Here is a 17,278-nt window from a genome sequence, read left to right as displayed (position 1 = left end):
GCGTGGGGGCCATATTTCTAGTCGGCCAGGGCGCGGGTCACGACTTCATGCGTGTCTTTGCTCAGGTCGGTCTTGGCGGCAACGCGCGCAATCGCTTCGCGCGCCGCGCTGCGGTAGGGCTCAGCCAGCTTGCTCCAGCGGTCCAGGGCGCGCGCCAGGCGGGCGGCCACCTGCGGGTTGATGGCGTCGAGTTCCATCACGCGGTCGCTCCAGAACACATAACCGGCGGCGTCAGCGCGGTGGAAGGCGGCCGGGTTGCCCTGGCAGTAGGTGCTGACCACGCTGCGGGCCCGGTTGGGGTTGCGCAGGCTGAAGTCGGCGTGCTTCATGAGCTGCTTCACGGCGGGCAGGATGTTGCCGCCGCGGTCAGGCGCACCGGCCTGCAGGCCGAACCATTTGTCGATGACCAGGGCTTCGTCCTTGAACATCGCGTGGAATAGCGGCAGGGCCTGGGCGGCCAACGCGTGGCCGCTGGAGACCAGCGCCGCCAGCGCATTGAAGCGGTCGGTCATGTTGCCGGCGTCCTTGAAGCGCTGCAGGGTCTTGCCCGGCCACACGGCATCACCGGTGCTTTGCGCCGCCAGGCACAGGTAGGTCAGCGCCATGCCGGCAAGTGCGCGGCGGCCGCTGGAGACAGGGTCGGGCGTGTAGGCGCCGGTGTCGTGGTTGGCCGCGTACACGGCTTCCCAGTCGGCCGAAAGCGCCGTGGCCAGTTGCAGGCGCATGGCTTCGCGCACCGCATGGATGCGCTGCGGGTCCACCACATCGAGCTGCTCGGCCAGGTAGGTTTCAGACGGCAGCGTCAGCACCAGTTCCTTGAAGGCTGAGTCCAGCGTGGGGTGGCGCAGCACCTGACGCATGGCGTCAAGATATGCATCATCCAGCACTGTAACCATTACGGGGCTTGGACTTTCAGCTATCGATTTGATAGCGCGGGCCACCGCCAGGCGCTGGCCGGCTTCCCAGCGGTTGAAGGGGTCGCTGTCGTGCGCCAGCAGGTGCAGCAGCTGGGCGTCGGTGTAATCGAACTCCAGCACCACCGGCGCGGTGAAGCCGCGCAGGATGGACGGCACCGGCTCGGCATCGATGTTGACGAAGGTCAGCGTTTCGCTGGGCTGTGTGAGCACTACGGTGCGAGTGGTGGCGGGCGCCTGGCTTTCACCGGCAAGCTGTAATGGCAAGTCCTGGCCGTCTGCGCCCAGCAGGCCCAGGCCGACGGGGATGACAAACGGTTCCTTGACGGCCTGGCCGGCGGTCGGCATGCAGCTTTGCGAGAGGGTCAGCGTGTAGGTGCGTGCGGCAGCGTCATACGCGCCTTGCGCACGCACGCGCGGCGTGCCGGCCTGGCTGTACCAGCGCTTGAACTGCGGCAGCAGGCGCGCCAGGTCCGACATCGGGTTGGCGTCGGCGATGGCTTGGGCGAAGTCGTCGCAGGTCACGGCGTGGCCGTCGTGGCGCTCAAAGTACAGCGTCATGCCGCGGGCAAAGCCGTCGCGCCCCACCAGGGTCTGCATCATGCGGACGACTTCGGCGCCTTTTTCATAGATGGTGACGGTGTAGAAGTTGCTGATCTCGACATAGCTGTCGGGCCGCACCGGGTGGGCCATGGGGCCGGCGTCTTCGGGGAACTGCGCGGTGCGCAGCACGCGCACGTCTTCAATGCGCTTGACGGCGCGGGCCGAGGCTTCGCCGCACAGGTCTTGTGAAAACTCCTGGTCGCGGAAGACGGTCAGGCCTTCCTTCAGGCTGAGCTGGAACCAGTCGCGGCAGGTGACGCGGTTGCCCGTCCAGTTGTGGAAGTACTCGTGGCCGACCACGCTTTCGATGTTGGAAAAATCAACGTCGGTGGCGGTGGCCTGGTTGGCCAGCACGTACTTGGTGTTGAAGATGTTCAGGCCCTTGTTTTCCATCGCGCCCATATTGAAGTCGCTGGTGGCGACGATCATGAAGCACTCCAGGTCCAGCGGCAGGCCGAAGCGGGCTTCGTCCCACGCCACCGAATGCATCAGCGAGGCCATGGCGTGCTCGGTTTTGTCCAGGTCGCCCGGGCGCACATAGACCTGCAGCGTGTGCTGCTTGCCGGCGCGCGAGGTGATGCGCTGCTCGCGGCTGACCAGCTGGCCGGCCACCAGGGCAAAGAGGTAGCTCGGTTTTTTGTGCGGGTCGACCCACTTCGCGAAATGCCGCGCGCCGTTGGGGCCGGGCTCCAGCGGGCCCTGGTCGACCAGGTTGCCGTTGGACAGCAGCACCGGGTACTGGGCCTTGTCGGCGCGCAGGGTCACGGTGTAGCTGGCCATCACGTCAGGGCGATCCAGGAAGTAGGTGATACGCCGGAAGCCCTCGGCCTCACACTGCGTGAAGAAAGAGTCGTTGCTGACGTACAGGCCCATCAGCTTGGTGTTTTTGGCCGGGCAGGTGGTGGTGAAGATTTCCAGCTCGAAAGGCTCGGTGCCTTCGGGCAGGTTCTCCAGCACCAGCTGGTTGCCGTCCATCTTGAACGAGGTGCCCTGGCCGTTGACCAGCACACGCGAGAGATTGAGCTCCTCGCCGTCCAGCCTCAGGGCTTGTGCCGGCACGTCCGGGTTGCGGCGCAGGCGCATCTTGTTGAGCACGCGCGTTTTCTGCGGGTCCAGGTCAAAGCACAGGTCGACCGTGTCGATCCAGTAGGCGGGGGCGACGTAGTCGGCGCGGTTGATGACCACTGCGGCCCCGGGGCCCGATCCGTCAAGCATTTGCGGCATGGTTAATTCCTGAAAATTTCCTGAAAATCAAAATCTCAAACGCCCTGTTTCAGGGAGGCTTCGATAAACACGTCGAGGTCGCCGTCCAGCACTTTCTGGGTCGCCGAGACTTCCACATTGGTGCGCAGGTCCTTGATGCGGCTGTTGTCCAGCACATAGCTGCGGATCTGGTGGCCCCAGCCCACGTCGGTCTTGGTGTCTTCCAGTTTTTGCTGGGCTTCCTGCTGCTTGCGCAACTCGAAGTCATACAGCCGTGAGCGCAGGCGCTTCCAGGCCACGTCGCGGTTGCTGTGCTGGCTGCGGCCGTCCTGGCACTGCACCACGATACCGGTCGGGATGTGCGTCAGGCGCACGGCCGAGTCGGTCTTGTTGATGTGCTGGCCGCCGGCGCCGCTGGCGCGGAAGGTGTCGGTGCGCACGTCCGACGGGTTGATTTCGATCTCGATCGAGTCGTCGATTTCCGGGTAGACAAACACCGAGGCGAACGAGGTGTGGCGCCCGCCGGAGGAGTCAAACGGCGACTTGCGCACCAGGCGGTGCACCCCGGTTTCGGTGCGCAGCAGGCCGAAGGCGTATTCGCCCTCGATCTTGATGGTCGCCCCCTTGATGCCGGCCGTGTCGCCCGGGGATTCGTCTTCGACGGTGGTCTTGAAGCCCTTGCGCTCGGCGTACTTGAGGTACTGGCGCAGCAGCATGCTGGCCCAGTCGCAGGCTTCGGTGCCGCCGGCGCCGGCCTGGATGTCCAGGAAGCAGGGCAGCGGGTCGGCCGGGTTGTTGAACATCCGGCGGAATTCCATCTTCTCGACTTCAGCGGCGACCTTGGCGGCTTCGGCTTCAATCGTCTGCATGCCGGCGTCGTCGCCTTCGGCCTTGGACATTTCGAAGAGCTCGGTATTGTCGGCCAGCTCGGAGCTCAGGCGGTCAATGACGTGGACCACGTCTTCCAGGGATTTTTTTTCCTTGCCGAGCTCTTGCGCGCGCTTGGGGTTGTCCCAGACCTTCGGGTCTTCCAGCGCGGCGTTGACTTCGTTCAGTTTGCGTTCTTTGGCAGGGTAGTCAAAGATACCCCCGAAGCTCATTGACCCGGTTGCTGAGGTCAACGAGTTGATTGCCGATGAGGTTGATGCGTTCTGCTTCCATGAGGGTGTCCTGTTCTGCTGTCGGGGTCGGGCGCCATTGCGGCGGTGTAACCGGCTATTTTCTCACGAGCGGCCCCCTGTGGAGGGAAAAAGGGAATCCCGCCGCCCGGGCCGCCGTGCACCCGTTTTTCAGGCGGCAATTTGTCCCGGTGGCGACATCGGCAGCGTCACGCTGAATGTCGAGCCCTGGCCAGGCGCGCTTTGCACGCAGATGCGGCCCCCATGTGCCTCGACCAGCTGCTGGGTGATGAAGAGGCCCAGCCCCAGGCCCCCGGTGCCGTCATTGCCGGCGGCACGCTCGAACTGCTCGAAGATGCGTTTTTGGTCTTCACTGGAAATGCCCGTTCCCTGGTCGGTGACGTCGATACGCACGCCCTCTTCGGACTGGACGGCCCTGACCTTGACCGGTTTGCCCCCGCCGTAGCGCAGGGCATTGGTCAGCAGGTTGATGACGACCTGCTCAATGCGGAATTCATCCCAGGTGCCCGTGATGGCCGGTCCGCTTTCCAGGGTGATGGTGGAGCCCGCCGAGGCGGCCTGGTTGGCCAGGTTGCCGACCACGCGCTGGAGCAGGGCGTGAAGGTCCACCTCGCTGGGGCGGATCGACAGACGGTTGCTGCGGATGCGCGAGACGTCCAGCATGTCGTCGATCAGGCGCACCATGCTCTGGATCTGCCGCTGGTCGCGCGCGACCATGTTTTTCAGGTAGGCGGCGTCGAAGATGGCGGCGTTGCCGCGGTCCAGCTGCATCTTGCGCAACTGCGCCTCAAGGAACAGCGTGTTGAGCGGCGTGCGCAGCTCGTGCGCCACCATGGACATGAAGTCGTCGCGCATGCGAACGGCGTTCTGCAGCTCGCCCTGGGCGGCCCGCAGGTCCTTGAGCAGCGCCTCCTGCTCCTGGCGGCTTTTTTCCAGCGCCTGGACCTGGCGGCGCACTTCCTGGCGCTGCCGGTAGAGGTCGACGAAAACGCTGACCTTGCTCCTGACGGCATCCACGTCAAGCGGCTTGTAGAGGAAGTCGACGGCGCCGGTTTCGTAGCCCTTGAAGGCGTAATTGAGCTCCTTGCCGGCTGCCGTGACGAAGACGATGGGGATGCTGCGGGTTTTTTCGGTGCCACGCATCAGCTCGGCCAGTTCGAACCCGTTCATGCCCGGCATCTGCACGTCCAGGATGGCCAGCGCGAACTCGTGCTGCAGCAGCAAAGCCAGCGCATCGTCGCCGTTCGATGCCTGGAAGATGAGCCGGTCGTCCTGCCGGATCAAGGCATCAAGGGCCAGCAGGTTTTCGGGCAGGTCGTCAACGATCAGGACATTGGCGCGGTGGTGGACGCTGTGGTCGTTCATGGGAGGGAATCCAATTGAAGAAGCAGGCGGCGGATGCCGTCCAGGGGAAGTACAAGGCTGGGTTGCAACCGGGCGATGGCGGCTTCGGGCATGGTGGCGACCTGCGCTTCGGCCGGGTCCTGCACCACGGTGAGGCCGCCGCGTTCGCTGATCCGGGCCAGGCCTGCCGCGCCGTCGAAGTTGGCGCCGGTCAGGAGGATGCCCGCCAGGCGCGCGCCGTAGGCATCTGCCGCCGACTCCATCAGCAGGTCGATCGAGGGGCGTGAGTAGTGCACAGGGGCTTCACAGCTGAGGGAAAAGGAGCGGTCTTTCTCGATCGACAGGTGGTAGCCCGCACCGGCAAAGTACAGCGTTCCGGGCGTGACGCTTTCCTTGTCGGCCGCTTCATGCACCTGCATGGCCAGGCGCTGGCGGAAGATGTCCGCCAGCAGGCTGTCCCGCGTGTCGGGCAGGTGCAGGACGGCCACGATGGGCAGGCGATACCGGTCGGGCAGGCCCGTCAGCAACTGCAGCAGCGCATCAACGCCGCCGGCCGAGGCGCCGATCACCACCGCGTCCACTTTGTGGACAGGGAAGGTGTGGCCTGCGGCGGGGGCGGCGTTGCGCGTACTCATTTTTTGCGGAAAAGGCGTTCGGGCCGGTCCAGCACATCAAAGTGGTTGGCGTAGGCGGAAAAGTCGATGCTCTCCTTGCTGCCCAGGCCCAGGATGCCGCGATGGCTCAGGGACTCATGGAAGAGGCCCAGTGCGCGGTTTTGCAGTTGCTTGTTGAAGTAGATCAACACGTTGCGGCACAGCACGAGCTGCGTTTCGGAAAAAACGCTGTCGGTCGCCAGGCTGTGGTCGGCGAAGGTGATGTTCTCGCGTAGTGATTTGTCGAAGACGGCGGCGTTGTAGGCGGCCGTGTAGTAGTCTGAAAACGCGCGTTTTCCGCCGGCCTTCTGGTAGTTTTTGGTGTGGCCGCGTATGCTTTCGAGCGGAAAGATCCCCTGCCGCGCCTTGTCCAGCGACTCGGGATTGATGTCGGTCGCATAGATCAGCGCGCGATCAAGCAGGCCTTCCTCGCGCAGCAAAATCGCCAGCGAATAGACCTCTTCACCCGTGCTGCAGCCGGCGATCCAGACCTTGATCGACGCATAGGTGGCCAGGCGCGGCACCACCTGCTGGCGCAGCGCAAGAAAAAACGACGGGTCGCGGAACATCTCGCTGACAGGGATGGTCAGGTACTGCAGCAGGCGGTGGAACATCTCGGGGTCGTGCAGCACCCGCGCCTGCAACTCCGAGATGGTCGGGCACTCGAGCTGGCCCAGCGCATGCAGCACGCGGCGCTTTTGCGACGCGCCCGCGTAGTCGCGGAAGTCGTAGCTGTAGCGCAGGTAAATCGCCTCCATCAGCAGGCGCAGCTCGATGTCGGTATTGCTGGGCGCGTCGCGCATGGCGGCGGCCATCGCCGCCGAACTCCGGATCAGCGGCGCAGCAACCCCCGGCGCGGCTTCGGGTGTGCCCGCGCCGTCATCCGCCGCGCTGGCGGCCTTGCCCACCTTTTCCTGGTTCGTGCTCAAAGACGTTCCAGGTTGGGCATCCAGACGCGCAGCAGCGAGAACAGACGGTCAAGATCGATGGGCTTGGCGAGATAGTCGTTGGTGCCGGCTTGCAGGCACTGCTCCTGGTCGTCCTTCATGGCCTTGGCCGTCACGGCGATGATGGGCAGCTTTTGAAAGCGCGGGTTCTGGCGGATGCGGCGCGTGGCCTCCAGGCCGTCCATGCCCGGCATCATCACGTCCATCAGCACCAGGTCGATATCGGCCACCTCCTCAAGTTTGCGGATGGCTTCGAAACCGTTGCGGCCGATTTCAACCTGGACGCCTTTTTGTTCCAGCGCACTGGTGAGCGCGAAGATGTTGCGCACGTCATCGTCCACCAGCAGGATTTTTCGGCCCTCAAACACGCGGTCGCGGCTGCGCGCGGTTTTGAGCATGGTCCGGCGCTCGGCCGAGAGCTCGGACTCGACCTTGTGCAGGAACAGCGTCACCTCGTCGAGCAGGCGCTCCGGCGAGCGGGCGCCCTTGATGATGATGGAGCGCGAATACTTCATCAGCTCCGACTCTTCATCGCGTGTCAGGTTGCGCCCTGTGTAGACGATGACCGGCGGGAAGGAGGTGATGTCTTCGGTCGACATGCGCCTGAGCAGCTCCGCGCCCTGGATGTCGGGCAGCTTCAGGTCGATGATCATGCAGTCGAAGATGGTGGTGGTCAGCAGTGCCAGGGCTTCTGCGCCCGTCTCCACCGCCGTAATTTCCACGTCGTCGTCGCTGATGAGGTGGGTGACGCTGTCGCGCTGCATCGCATCGTCTTCCACCAGCAGCACGCGCTTGACCTTCTGCGTGAGCTTGTCCTCCAGCTTGCGGAAAACCTCCTTGAGCTGCTCGCGTGTGGTGGGCTTGATCGCGTAGCCGATGGCGCCCATCTGCAGGGCCGCTTCGCTGCGGTCCTGGGCCGAGACCACGTGCACCGGGATGTGCCGCGTCTGCGCGCTTTCTTTCAGGCGCTGCAGCACCGAGAGGCCGGAGCCGTCGGGCAGATTCATGTCGAGCAGGATGGCGTGGGGCACAAACTGGCTTGCCAGCGCAAAACCGTCTTCAGCGCTGTGCGCAACCAGGCAGCTGTAGTTCAGCTCGTGCGCCAGGTCGTACAGGATTTGCGCAAACGCCGATTCATCCTCGATGACCAGCGCGAGGCGGGCCTTGAACGGGGTGTGGCGGTCATCGGGGAAGGCAGGCTCCCTCGGCTGGACGGCCTTGGCCGCCGCGGCTGCGGGGGCCGGGGCGGGTGCGGCCACGATCACTGCCGGCGCAGGCGCCTGAAGTGTTTGAGGCTGGCTCCAGCTGCAAGGCAGCAGCAGCGTGAAGGTGCTGCCCTTGCCTTCGATGCTTGCGACGCTGATCGATCCGCCGAGCAAGGTGCTGAGGTCGCGCGAGATCGACAAACCCAGGCCCGTGCCGCCGTAGCGCCGGCTGGTTGTGCCGTCGGCCTGGCGGAAGGCGTCAAAAATGATCGCCTGCTGGTCTTCGCGGATGCCGATGCCGGAGTCCTGCACCGCAAACGCGATGTAGCCGCCGGGTTGCGGCGACACGTTGAGGCGGACGGCGCCTGTCTCGGTGAATTTGACGGCGTTCGACAGCAGGTTTTTGAGGATCTGCTCGACACGCTGGCGGTCGGTGAAGATGGCCGCCGGCGTGGCCGGGTCCACCATGACCTCGAACTTCAGGCTTTTCTGGCCGGCCAGCGGCTCAAAGGTGCTCTTCAGCGAATCGACCAGCCTGCCAACCTGAATGTCTTCCGGCGAGAGTTCGAGCTTGCCGGCTTCGACCTTGGAGATGTCCAGGATGTCGTTGATCAGGTTGAGCAGGTCGTTGCCGGCCGAATAAATGGACCGGGCGAACTTGATCTGTTCTTCGCTCAGATTGCCTTTGGCGTTGTCCGCCAGCAGTTTCGCAAGAATCAGGGAACTGTTGAGCGGCGTGCGCAACTCGTGCGACATGTTGGCCAGGAACTCCGACTTGTAGCGGCTGGCGCGTGCGAGCTCTTCCGCCCGGGCCTCGAGCTGCGTCTGCGCCAGGCTCAAGGCCTCGTTTTTCTGGTCGAGTGAAAGCGCCTGCTCGCCCAGCTGCACATTGGTCTGCTCGAGTTCCGCCTGCTGGTTTTCCAGGTTGGCCTGCGATTCCTTGAGCACGCGCGATTGCTCTTCAAGCTCTTCATTGGCGGTACGCAGTTCTTCCTGCTGCACCTGCAATTCTTCATTGAGCTGCTGGGTTTCGGCCAGCAAGTCCTGCAGGCGCTGGCGCGCCAGTGCGCTATGGATGGAGGTGCCGACGCTGCCGCTGATCAGCTTGACAAATTCCATGTCGCGCGGCGCCAGTTCGCGCAGGAAGCCGATTTCGATTACGCCATTGACAGCGCGTTCATGGGCCACCGGGACGATCAGGACATGCCGCGGCGCGGTCTCACCGAGGCCGGAACTGACCTTCAGGTAGCCGGCCGGCAGGTCATCAATCTGTATCACGCGGTTTTCCAGGGCCGCCTGCGCCACCAGGCTTTCGTTGCCGGCAAGGATTTGCCGGGCGTCATCCGCTTCCTTGCTAAAACCGTAGCTGGCGATACGGCGCAGCTCGCCGTTGTCTTCGCGCACGTAGGCCGCCGCCACTTCGAAGCGCAGGTAGCGGGCCAGGAATTCCAGCACGCTGCGGCTCATGGCGCCCAGCACCTGCTGGCCGATCATCTGCTCCGCCAGCTGCGTCTGGCCGGTGCGCAGCCAGGCCTGTTCCTGCACCACGGCGGCGTCGGCGGCCTGCTGGCGCAGCGCCGCGTTATAGGTGTCGGACAGGCGGACCAGCTCGCGCCGGCCGAACAATGCCAGGAGCACGCTTACGCCCAGGGTGAAGACAAGGTAGAGCACGACACTCCAGATCGTGATGGTCTTGGCGTCGTCGTTGCGCTCCTGCAGCAGGCGTCTTTCCATGGTGATGAAAGACTGGAACTCGCGGCGCATTTCGTCGGTGATCGCCTTGCCGCGGCCCGCGCGAATGGTCTCCTGGTAATTGCCTTGCTGCCGGCGCAGGTCGATGGCGCTCTGGGCAAACTCGTTCCACTGGGTTTGCAGCGATGCGATGCGGCGCAGGCGGTCTGTCTGCTGAGGGTTGTCGGTGACCAGCGCGGACAGGGCTGCGGTATCGCTGGCGATGCGCGATTTGGCGATGTCGTAGGGCTGCAAAAAGGTTTCCTCGCCCGTGATCAGGAAACCGCGCATGCCGGTTTCCAGGTCGATGGCAAGCTTGCTGATCTCGTTGGCGTTGCCGATCACCCGCTCAGTGTGCTCGACCCACTTCAGGGATGAAAGCAGGAAAAGAATCAGGCCAACGAATAGCGCCGCACTGAGGGCGCCCAGGCCCAGGGGCAGGGTGATGTTGCGCGTCAGGATGGTGCGAAATTTATCCTGATCGATGCTGGCTGTCCCGGTCATGCTGTCTCCGCTTCTAGAGCCCGTTTACACATTGAACAGGCTCTTACACCGCAAAAAGCGTCAAGTGTGACTCAGACTGACCGGTTTTCTTGTAGGAGAAGGCCTTGGAATCAGTTTTAGCGCAAGAAGTTTTCGATCAGCCTGGCCAGCTGTTCCGGCTGGTCGTGGTGCAGCATGTGGCCGGCATCCTCAATGACCGCCACCTGCGCCTGACGCACCTGCTGGAGCCGCTCGTGGTATTCGGCCAGGGTGTATTTGCCCTGCCACCAGGTGGCCAGGGAGTCGTCGGAAGCCTCGACCGCCAGCACGGGTGCGCTGATGCGGCGGTAGATTTCCAGCGCTTCGTCCACGCGGTAGAGTTGGGCGCTGGTGATCTTGTGCGCGGCTTCCCCCAGGATCTGCCATTGTCCCGCCGCATCCGGGCGCGCCCAGTGGCTGGCCAGCCAGCCGGCCTTGTCGGCCGACAGGCGCGGGTTGGTCTTCATCAGGCGGCGCGCCACGCCGGCCACGTCGTCATAGGCCTTGAGCGCCAGCTCACCGCGGTGCAGGGTTTTGAGCTCGTCAATCCACTTGGCATAGCGGCCGGGCGCCTGTTCGGGCTTGCTGGGCGGCAGGCCAAAGCCTTCCAGGTTGACCAGCTTGCGGATGCGCGCGGGCCGCACGCCGGCGTACAGCATGGCGACATTGCCGCCCATGCTGTGGCCGACCAGGTCGACGGGTTTGTCGCCCACGTAATGGTCCAGCAAAAAATCGAGGTCGGCCATGTAGTCGGCAAACCAGTAATTGTCGGCAGGGCTGCCTTCGGGGCCTGAGCCGGTCAGCCCGAAGCCGCGCCAGTCAGGGGCAATGAGGGTGCGGCCTTGCGCGAAGGCGTCCGACAGGGCATCCACCATGAACTGATAGGAAGCCGCCACATCCATCCAGCCGTGTACCAGCACCAGCGGCGGCAGCGCAGCGTTCGCGTCCGAGGGACTTTCCCACAGGCGCACGTGGTAACTCAAGCCACGTATAGGGACAAACTCGCTGCGGGAAGATCGTTTTTCTTTGTACATTGGCGCAATGATAAGCAGACATACATTCAAGAGCAGTCAACACAGGGACAAGCCCGCCGGCCCCCCCACACAGGCCGACCACTACGCGGCCCTCCACGCCGGCTTTCACTGGCAGGTGGATGAGCATTTCAACATCGCCGAAGCCTGCTGCAGCCGCTGGGCCCGTGCCGAGCGCGAAACCCCTGGCGCTATCAAAAAGATAGCTATACGTGAACACGGGACAAGGGCTGGAACCGTTTTTCATACCTACCAGGCGCTGCAGGCGGGTGCCGATGCGCTCAGCCATGTGCTGGCGGGGCTGGGCGTCCAACGCGGCGACCGCGTGGCCATCGTGATGCCGCAGCGCCTGGAAACCGCCGTGGCCTATATGGCGGTGTTCCAGATGGGAGCGGTGGCGATGCCGCTGTCCATGCTGTTCGGCCCGGAGGCGCTGGAATACCGGCTGCAGGACAGCGATGCGGTGGTGGCGATTTGCGATGAGAGCTCGATCGACAGCCTCAAGTCCATTCGCGGTAACTGCCCGGCCTTGCGCACCGTGGTGGCTGCGGGTACGGCCAAGGGCAAGGGCGACGTGGATTACGAAACCTCGCTGGCCGCGCACAAGAGTGCCTTCACCGCCGTCAAGACCAAGGCCGACGAGGGCGCGATCCTGATCTACACCAGCGGCACCACCGGCCCGCCCAAAGGCGCGCTGCTGCCGCACCGCGCATTGATCGGCAACTTGCCGGGCTTTATCTGCAGCCACAACTGGTTTGGTTTCGACGGTAAAACCAACAAGAAATCGGACGCCGTGTTCTGGTCTCCGGCCGACTGGGCGTGGACCGGCGGCCTGATGGATGCCTTGCTGCCCAGCCTGTATTTCGGCCGGCCCATCGTCGCCTTTAACGGGCGCTTCAGCCCCGAGCTGGCCTTCAGCCTGATGGCCGAACAGGGTGTGACCCACACCTTTTTGTTCCCCACCGCGCTCAAGGCCATGATGAAGGCCTATCCCAAACCCCGCGAACATTTCAAGCTGAAGCTGCAGGCCATGATGAGCGCCGGTGAAGCCGTGGGTGATGCGGTGTTTGCGTACTGCCAGGAGCAGCTCGGCGTCACCGTCAACGAGATGTTCGGCCAGACCGAGATGAACTACGTCGTCGGCAACTGCAGCCGGCTTTGGCCCGCCCGCCCCGGCAGCATGGGCAAAGCCTACCCGGGCCACCGCGTGGCGGTGATCGACGACGAAGGCAATGAATGCGCAGTCGGCGTGCCGGGCGATGTGTCAGTCAACCGCTATGACATCCACGGTAAGCCCGACCCGATTTTCTTTCTGGGCTATTGGAAGAAAGACGAAGCCACCCGCGGCAAATTCACCGGCGACTGGTGCCGCACCGGTGACCTGGCCCGCCGCGACGCCGACGGTTACCTCTGGTACGAAGGCCGCGCCGACGATGTGTTCAAGGCCGCCGGCTACCGCATCGGCCCCGGCGAAATCGAAAACTGCCTGGTCAAACACGCCGCCGTCGCCAACGCCGCCGTCGTGCCAAAACCCGACCGGGAACGCGGCGCCGTCGTCAAGGCCTATGTCGTGCTTGCTCCTGATTTGATAGCTGAGCGCCCAGACGCCACCTTGGCTAGAGCCCGATTTGATGAAGAATTGACAGCCAGGCTGCAAGCCCACGTCAAAACCATGCTGGCACCGTACGAGTACCCGAAGGAGATTGAATTCATCGATGCGCTGCCGATGACGACGACCGGCAAGGTGCAGCGGCGGGTGCTCCGGTTGCAGGAAGAAGAAAGATTCAGGGCGCAATCACCAACCTGACGCAGCCATAAAAAAGCACCCGATGGGTGCTTTTTTATTCCAGCAGGCGCCGTGGAACTGGCTTCGCCAGGCCACAAGCGCCGTCCCCTGCAAGGGGAAAAGGCGTTACACGCAGTGAACGCCGATAGGGGTGTGCCCAGTTATCTGCAAGGGGAGGTGGCGCTACACGCAGTGAGCGCCGGCAGGGGTGTGCAATTACCTCGCGGCAACCTGTTCGGCTACGTAGATTTCAACGCGACGATTCTTGTCGCGGCCTTGTTGCGTGTTGTTGTCGGCAATGGGTTCGCGCGAACCGCGGCCGTCGGTGGCGATGCGGGTACGGGCGACGCCGCGGCTGACCAGGTAGTCACGGGCGGCATCGGCACGATCAATCGACAGCGGGTTGTTGACGGCATCCGAGCCGGTGTTGTCGGTGTGGCCGATGATGGTGACGGTGGTCACCGGGTTCTGGTTCAGGCTGGTCGCGAACTGGTTCAGGATGGGCGCGAAGTTGGGCTTGATGGCCGAGCGGCCCACGTCAAACGACACGTCGCTCGGGATGTCCAGCTTCAGGCGGTTGTCGGTGGTCTGGCTCACGGCCACGCCGGTGCCTGCGGTCGCTTGTTCCATCGCGGCTTTCTGGTCCTGCATTTTCTTGGACCAGATATAACCGCCGCCGGCGCCAACAGCGCCGCCCAGGACGGCGCCCGTGGCCGCGCCCTTGGAGCCACCGGTGGCCGCGCCCAGCAGTGCGCCGGCAACCGCGCCGATGCCCGCGCCTTGCGCCGTGCCCTTTTGGGTTTCGCTCATGTTGGCGCAACCGGAGAGGGTCAGGGCGATCAGCGCTGCGCTGGTAATGGATGTGATGGTCAGTTTGTTCATGAAAATGCTCCTCGGGAAAATTGAATAATTAGAAAGATGTCGTTATGAAGGGTGAGCCGGTGAATGTTTGATTCACCAACCGGCGCTCAATCACGACGGGATTAAAACGCTGCTGTGTGAATGGTAGGCAGGCGATTGGTGAGAAGATGTAAGACAAAGACCCGAGTTGGACGCCCTGCACGCCGTGTTCTGAGCCTATAAACTAGCCGTTTTGTGAAATCTTTCACAAGCCATTGCGCCCCCGCGACGGGTGGCTTCTTTCATCTTCAACCGCCAATCCCCATGAACAAAGTCCAACTCGGCTCCAGCGACCTGCACGTGACCCCCATTTGCCTGGGCACCATGACATTCGGTGAACAGGTGGACGAAAAAACTTCCCATGCCATCCTGAGCCGCTCGCTGGAGCGCGGTGTCAACTTCATCGACACGGCCGAGATGTACTCCGTGCCGGCGCGCGCAGAAACCTGCGGCTCGACCGAAACCATCATCGGCAACTGGTTCGCCAAAAACCCTTCGGCCCGCGGCAAGCTGGTGCTGGCCACCAAAGTGGCCGGCCCTTCGCGCGGCATGCCCTGGGTGCGTGAAGGCAGCGGCATGACGGCCAAAGACATCGTGGCTTCATGCGACGCCAGCCTCAAGCGCCTGCAGACCGACGTGATCGACCTCTACCAGATCCACTGGCCCGAGCGCCATGTGCCCGCCTTCGGCGCGCTGTATTACAACCCCGAGCAGGAGCGCTCTGCCACGCCTATCCACGAACAGCTTGAAGCACTGGGCGGTCTGGTCAAGGCCGGCAAGGTGAAGGCCATCGGCCTGTCGAACGAAACGCCGTATGGCGTGCACGAGTTTGTGCGCCTGGCCGAGCAGCACGGCCTGCCGCGCGTGGCTGCCGTGCAAAACCCGTATTGCCTGGTCAACCGAACCGTTGAAAACGGCCTGGACGAAACCATGCACCGCCTGGGTGTCTCGCTGCTGGCCTATTCGCCGCTGGGTTTTGGCTTGCTGACGGGCAAGTACGACGAGTCCGGCATCGAAGGCCCGAACGCCCCCAAGAATGCGCGCATCGGAAAATTCGAATCCGTGCGCAAGCAGCGCTGGGGCCGCCCCGAGGCCCTGGCCGCGGCGCGCCGCTACAACGCGCTGGCGCGCGACAACAAGTTGAGCCCGACCCAATTGGCACTGGCCTTTTGCTACACCAAATGGCAGGTCGCCAGCACCATCATTGGCGTGACCTCGGTCGCGCAACTGGATGAAGACCTGGATGCGTGGGGCACCAAGCTGTCCGCCGAAGTTCTCGCCGAGATCGACAAAATCCGCTGGGAATCGCGCGACCCGGCACTGTGAAGGCAGGGAGTTGAGGGATTAGGTGATGGGGAAAAAGGACCACGTCAGCGAAACGCCCGCTACGCAGCTGCTCAAGGCGAGCAAGGTGCCTTTCACCGAGCATCCGTACGAGTACCTCGAGCACGGCGGCGCCCAGCACAGCGCCGAGGTGCTGGGCTTTGACCCGTTCACCGTCGTCAAGACACTGGTCATGCAAGACCAGGACGCCAAGCCACTGCTGGTGCTGATGCACGGCAACCGCAAGGTTTCCACAAAAAATCTGGCGCGGCAAATCGGTGCCAAGTCGGTCGAGCCTTGTAAACCCGAAGTCGCCAACCGCCACAGCGGTTACCTGGTGGGCGGTACATCGCCTTTCGGCACGCGAAAAGCCATGCCGGTCTACATCGAAGAGAGCATCCTCACCCTGCCTAAAATCGCTATCAACGGCGGGCGGCGCGGCTACCTGATCGGTATTGACCCGCAGGTGTGTGTCACATTGCTGGGTGCAAAATCAGTGAATTGCGCTTTGAGTCTGGACAACGCGGCGGGCTACGGTTAAAGCTGCCGGCCACTCCCCTGCAACTGCGCGACCACCATACCGACAACGACAACGACAACGACAACGACAACAAAAATTACGAGGAAGATCAAAGTGAACTACGCCTACTCCATCGCTGCCACGCTGCTGGCCTACCTGCTCGGTTCACTCTCGTTTGCGGTGATTGTGAGCAAGGCCATGGGCTTGAGCGACCCGCGCAGCTACGGCAGCAAAAACCCCGGCGCCACCAATGTGCTGCGCTCGGGCAGCAAGGCGGCGGCGGTCATCACCTTGCTGCTGGATGGCCTCAAGGGCTGGCTGCCGGTGGTGCTGGTCCAGTGGTTTGGCGGCGACTACGGCCTGGGCGACGGCACGGTCGCGGCGGTGGGGCTTGCAGCCTTTTTGGGCCACCTGTATCCGGTGTTTTTCCAGTTCAAGGGCGGCAAGGGTGTTGCCACGGCGGCGGGCGTGCTGATGGGCGTGAGCTGGGTGCTGGGCCTGGCCACGCTGCTCACCTGGGTGATCGTGGCCTTCTTTTCCCGCTATTCCTCGCTCGCGTCCCTGGTGGCGGCGGTGTTTGCGCCGCTGTATTACCTGTTTGGCGACCGCGAAGCCTGGTACGTCGACAAACGCATCCTGCTGGTGATGTTTGTCATCAGCGCCTTGTTGATTTACCGCCACCGCGAAAACATCAACAAATTGCTCAAGGGCACGGAGTCGAAGCTGGGAAGCGGCAAGAAAGCCTGACGGGCGCGTAGCGGCGCCGGCACGGTGCGCCGGCTAGTGCAGCCGGCTAGTACCGCCGGGTCAGCACCATTTCTTCATTGGTGCGATTCATCTGAAAGCGTGTCAGGAAGCTGTTGCCCAGCAAGATAAAAGGCATATCGCGTGCAGCCACGACGGCCGGTACGTTGAAAACTTCCACATCGCCCACACGCACCGAGTTGAGCGAGGTTTGCCAGCCCAGGATGGTGCCGTTGGCCGTCGTCAACTGCACGGGCCGGCCTGACTTGTAGTCAACCCCCATGCGCTCGGCGTCGGTCACCGTCATCGACACCGCGCTGGCGCCGGTGTCCACCATGAACTGGGCGGACTTGCCGTTGATCTGGCCTTGTGTCATGAAGTGGCCGCCGCTACCCGCCGTCAGCACGATGCGGTTGCCTTGCCCGGCCTGCGCGCCGGTTCCACCTCCGGCGCCGCTGCTGATGGGCGCCTCGCCTACCCGCAGCGCATGGCGTTTGCCGGACATTTCAACCACCGCCTGATCGCCCGTGGTCGAAACGACCTTCACACCCTCATGCGTTTGGCCCGGAGCCAGGATTTTGGGGGCCGCCCCGTCGATGACCAGCAGCGCCTTGTTGCCCAGCATGCCCGCCAGCGCGACGGACTGGGCCTGCGCGGTGCCGTGAAGCAGCGCAAGGGCAGCGCATGTCGCAAGCAGCGGGCCGCGCATGGTG

The 17,278-nt window shown here is 63.5% G+C and carries 13 protein-coding genes; 4 read left to right on the top strand and 9 right to left on the bottom strand.

Annotation, left to right across the window (positions count from 1 at the left end; all coding sequences use genetic code 11):
* Positions 1–17 precede the first annotated feature (17 nt).
* The 7 genes from pepN to DT070_RS00945 all read right to left on the bottom strand — a co-directional run bounded on the left by pepN (position 18) and on the right by DT070_RS00945 (position 11,295).
* Positions 18–2,741, bottom strand: a complete 2,724-nt coding sequence (gene pepN, locus DT070_RS00975) for an aminopeptidase N (protein ID WP_122953725.1) — start codon at positions 2,739–2,741, stop codon at positions 18–20.
* A 35-nt stretch (positions 2,742–2,776) separates the two neighbouring features.
* Positions 2,777–3,881 (bottom strand): peptide chain release factor 2 gene (gene prfB, locus DT070_RS00970; RefSeq protein WP_122953724.1). Its coding sequence is split into 2 segments (ribosomal slippage): positions 2,777–3,799 and positions 3,801–3,881, totalling 1,104 coding nucleotides; the frame shifts between segments, so codons are not numbered across the junction.
* Positions 3,882–4,009: 128 nt separating this feature from the next.
* Positions 4,010–5,224 (bottom strand): hybrid sensor histidine kinase/response regulator, encoded by a 1,215-nt coding sequence (locus DT070_RS00965; protein ID WP_122953723.1) that lies wholly within the window; start codon positions 5,222–5,224, stop codon positions 4,010–4,012.
* Complete coding sequence (locus DT070_RS00960; protein ID WP_122953722.1) at positions 5,221–5,838, bottom strand: chemotaxis protein CheB; 618 nt, start codon at positions 5,836–5,838, stop codon at positions 5,221–5,223. The genes DT070_RS00965 and DT070_RS00960 overlap by 4 nt, the downstream gene beginning before the upstream one ends.
* Entirely contained in the window at positions 5,835–6,659 is an 825-nt protein-coding gene (locus tag DT070_RS00955; RefSeq protein WP_122957184.1) for a protein-glutamate O-methyltransferase CheR, read from the bottom strand. Before DT070_RS00955 ends, DT070_RS00960 begins: the two co-directional genes overlap by 4 nt.
* 122 nt (positions 6,660–6,781) lie before the next feature.
* Positions 6,782–10,243 (bottom strand): response regulator, encoded by a 3,462-nt coding sequence (locus DT070_RS00950; protein WP_122953721.1) that lies wholly within the window; start codon positions 10,241–10,243, stop codon positions 6,782–6,784.
* A gap of 116 nt (positions 10,244–10,359) precedes the next feature.
* Positions 10,360–11,295 (bottom strand): alpha/beta fold hydrolase, encoded by a 936-nt coding sequence (locus tag DT070_RS00945; RefSeq protein WP_122953720.1) that lies wholly within the window; start codon positions 11,293–11,295, stop codon positions 10,360–10,362.
* 7 nt (positions 11,296–11,302) lie between these two features.
* On the opposite strand from DT070_RS00945, the gene DT070_RS00940 reads away from it, so the two are divergent.
* Complete coding sequence (locus tag DT070_RS00940) at positions 11,303–13,099, top strand: acyl-CoA synthetase (protein ID WP_122953719.1); 1,797 nt, start codon at positions 11,303–11,305, stop codon at positions 13,097–13,099.
* A 195-nt stretch (positions 13,100–13,294) separates the two neighbouring features.
* On the opposite strand, the gene DT070_RS00935 is transcribed toward DT070_RS00940, so the two are convergent.
* A complete protein-coding gene (locus DT070_RS00935) occupies positions 13,295–13,960 on the bottom strand; it encodes an OmpA family protein (RefSeq protein ID WP_122953718.1) in 666 nt (221 codons plus the stop codon).
* A 282-nt stretch (positions 13,961–14,242) separates the two neighbouring features.
* Between DT070_RS00935 and DT070_RS00930 the strand changes: the two genes are divergently transcribed.
* The 3 genes from DT070_RS00930 to plsY all read left to right on the top strand — a co-directional run bounded on the left by DT070_RS00930 (position 14,243) and on the right by plsY (position 16,568).
* A complete protein-coding gene (locus DT070_RS00930; protein WP_122953717.1) occupies positions 14,243–15,304 on the top strand; it encodes an aldo/keto reductase in 1,062 nt (353 codons plus the stop codon).
* Between the two features lie 25 nt (positions 15,305–15,329).
* Positions 15,330–15,842, top strand: a complete 513-nt coding sequence (locus DT070_RS00925) for an aminoacyl-tRNA deacylase (RefSeq protein ID WP_122953716.1) — start codon at positions 15,330–15,332, stop codon at positions 15,840–15,842.
* A 93-nt stretch (positions 15,843–15,935) separates the two neighbouring features.
* On the top strand, positions 15,936–16,568 hold the full coding sequence (gene plsY, locus DT070_RS00920; protein ID WP_122953715.1) for a glycerol-3-phosphate 1-O-acyltransferase PlsY: 633 nt from the start codon (positions 15,936–15,938) through the stop codon (positions 16,566–16,568).
* Positions 16,569–16,614: 46 nt separating this feature from the next.
* Here the strand turns inward: plsY and DT070_RS00915 are convergent, their stop codons facing one another.
* Positions 16,615–17,274 carry a TIGR02281 family clan AA aspartic protease gene (locus DT070_RS00915; protein WP_194965975.1) on the bottom strand — a complete coding sequence of 220 codons (660 nt, stop codon included), beginning with the start codon at positions 17,272–17,274 and terminating at the stop codon, positions 16,615–16,617.
* Between the last annotated feature and the right edge of the window lie 4 nt (positions 17,275–17,278).

Origin of the sequence: Polaromonas sp. SP1 (assembly GCF_003711205.1) — a bacterium.
Lineage (GTDB): Bacteria > Pseudomonadota > Gammaproteobacteria > Burkholderiales > Burkholderiaceae_C > Polaromonas.
This window is presented reverse-complemented; position numbering and strand designations above follow the sequence as displayed.

Bases quoted from the DNA above. Each gene is read 5' to 3' on its own strand.
- DT070_RS00960 (WP_122953722.1), bottom strand. From the start codon at position 5,838: ATGAGTACGCGCAACGCCGCCCCCGCCGCAGGCCACACCTTCCCTGTC.
- pepN (WP_122953725.1), bottom strand. From the start codon at position 2,741: ATGCCGCAAATGCTTGACGGATCGGGCCCCGGGGCCGCAGTGGTCATC.
- DT070_RS00915 (WP_194965975.1), bottom strand. From the start codon at position 17,274: ATGCGCGGCCCGCTGCTTGCGACATGCGCTGCCCTTGCGCTGCTTCAC.
- DT070_RS00930 (WP_122953717.1), top strand. From the start codon at position 14,243: ATGAACAAAGTCCAACTCGGCTCCAGCGACCTGCACGTGACCCCCATT.
- DT070_RS00955 (WP_122957184.1), bottom strand. From the start codon at position 6,659: ATGCGCGACGCGCCCAGCAATACCGACATCGAGCTGCGCCTGCTGATG.
- DT070_RS00925 (WP_122953716.1), top strand. From the start codon at position 15,330: ATGGGGAAAAAGGACCACGTCAGCGAAACGCCCGCTACGCAGCTGCTC.
- DT070_RS00965 (WP_122953723.1), bottom strand. From the start codon at position 5,224: ATGAACGACCACAGCGTCCACCACCGCGCCAATGTCCTGATCGTTGAC.
- DT070_RS00945 (WP_122953720.1), bottom strand. From the start codon at position 11,295: ATGTACAAAGAAAAACGATCTTCCCGCAGCGAGTTTGTCCCTATACGT.
- DT070_RS00940 (WP_122953719.1), top strand. From the start codon at position 11,303: ATGATAAGCAGACATACATTCAAGAGCAGTCAACACAGGGACAAGCCC.
- DT070_RS00935 (WP_122953718.1), bottom strand. From the start codon at position 13,960: ATGAACAAACTGACCATCACATCCATTACCAGCGCAGCGCTGATCGCC.
- DT070_RS00950 (WP_122953721.1), bottom strand. From the start codon at position 10,243: ATGACCGGGACAGCCAGCATCGATCAGGATAAATTTCGCACCATCCTG.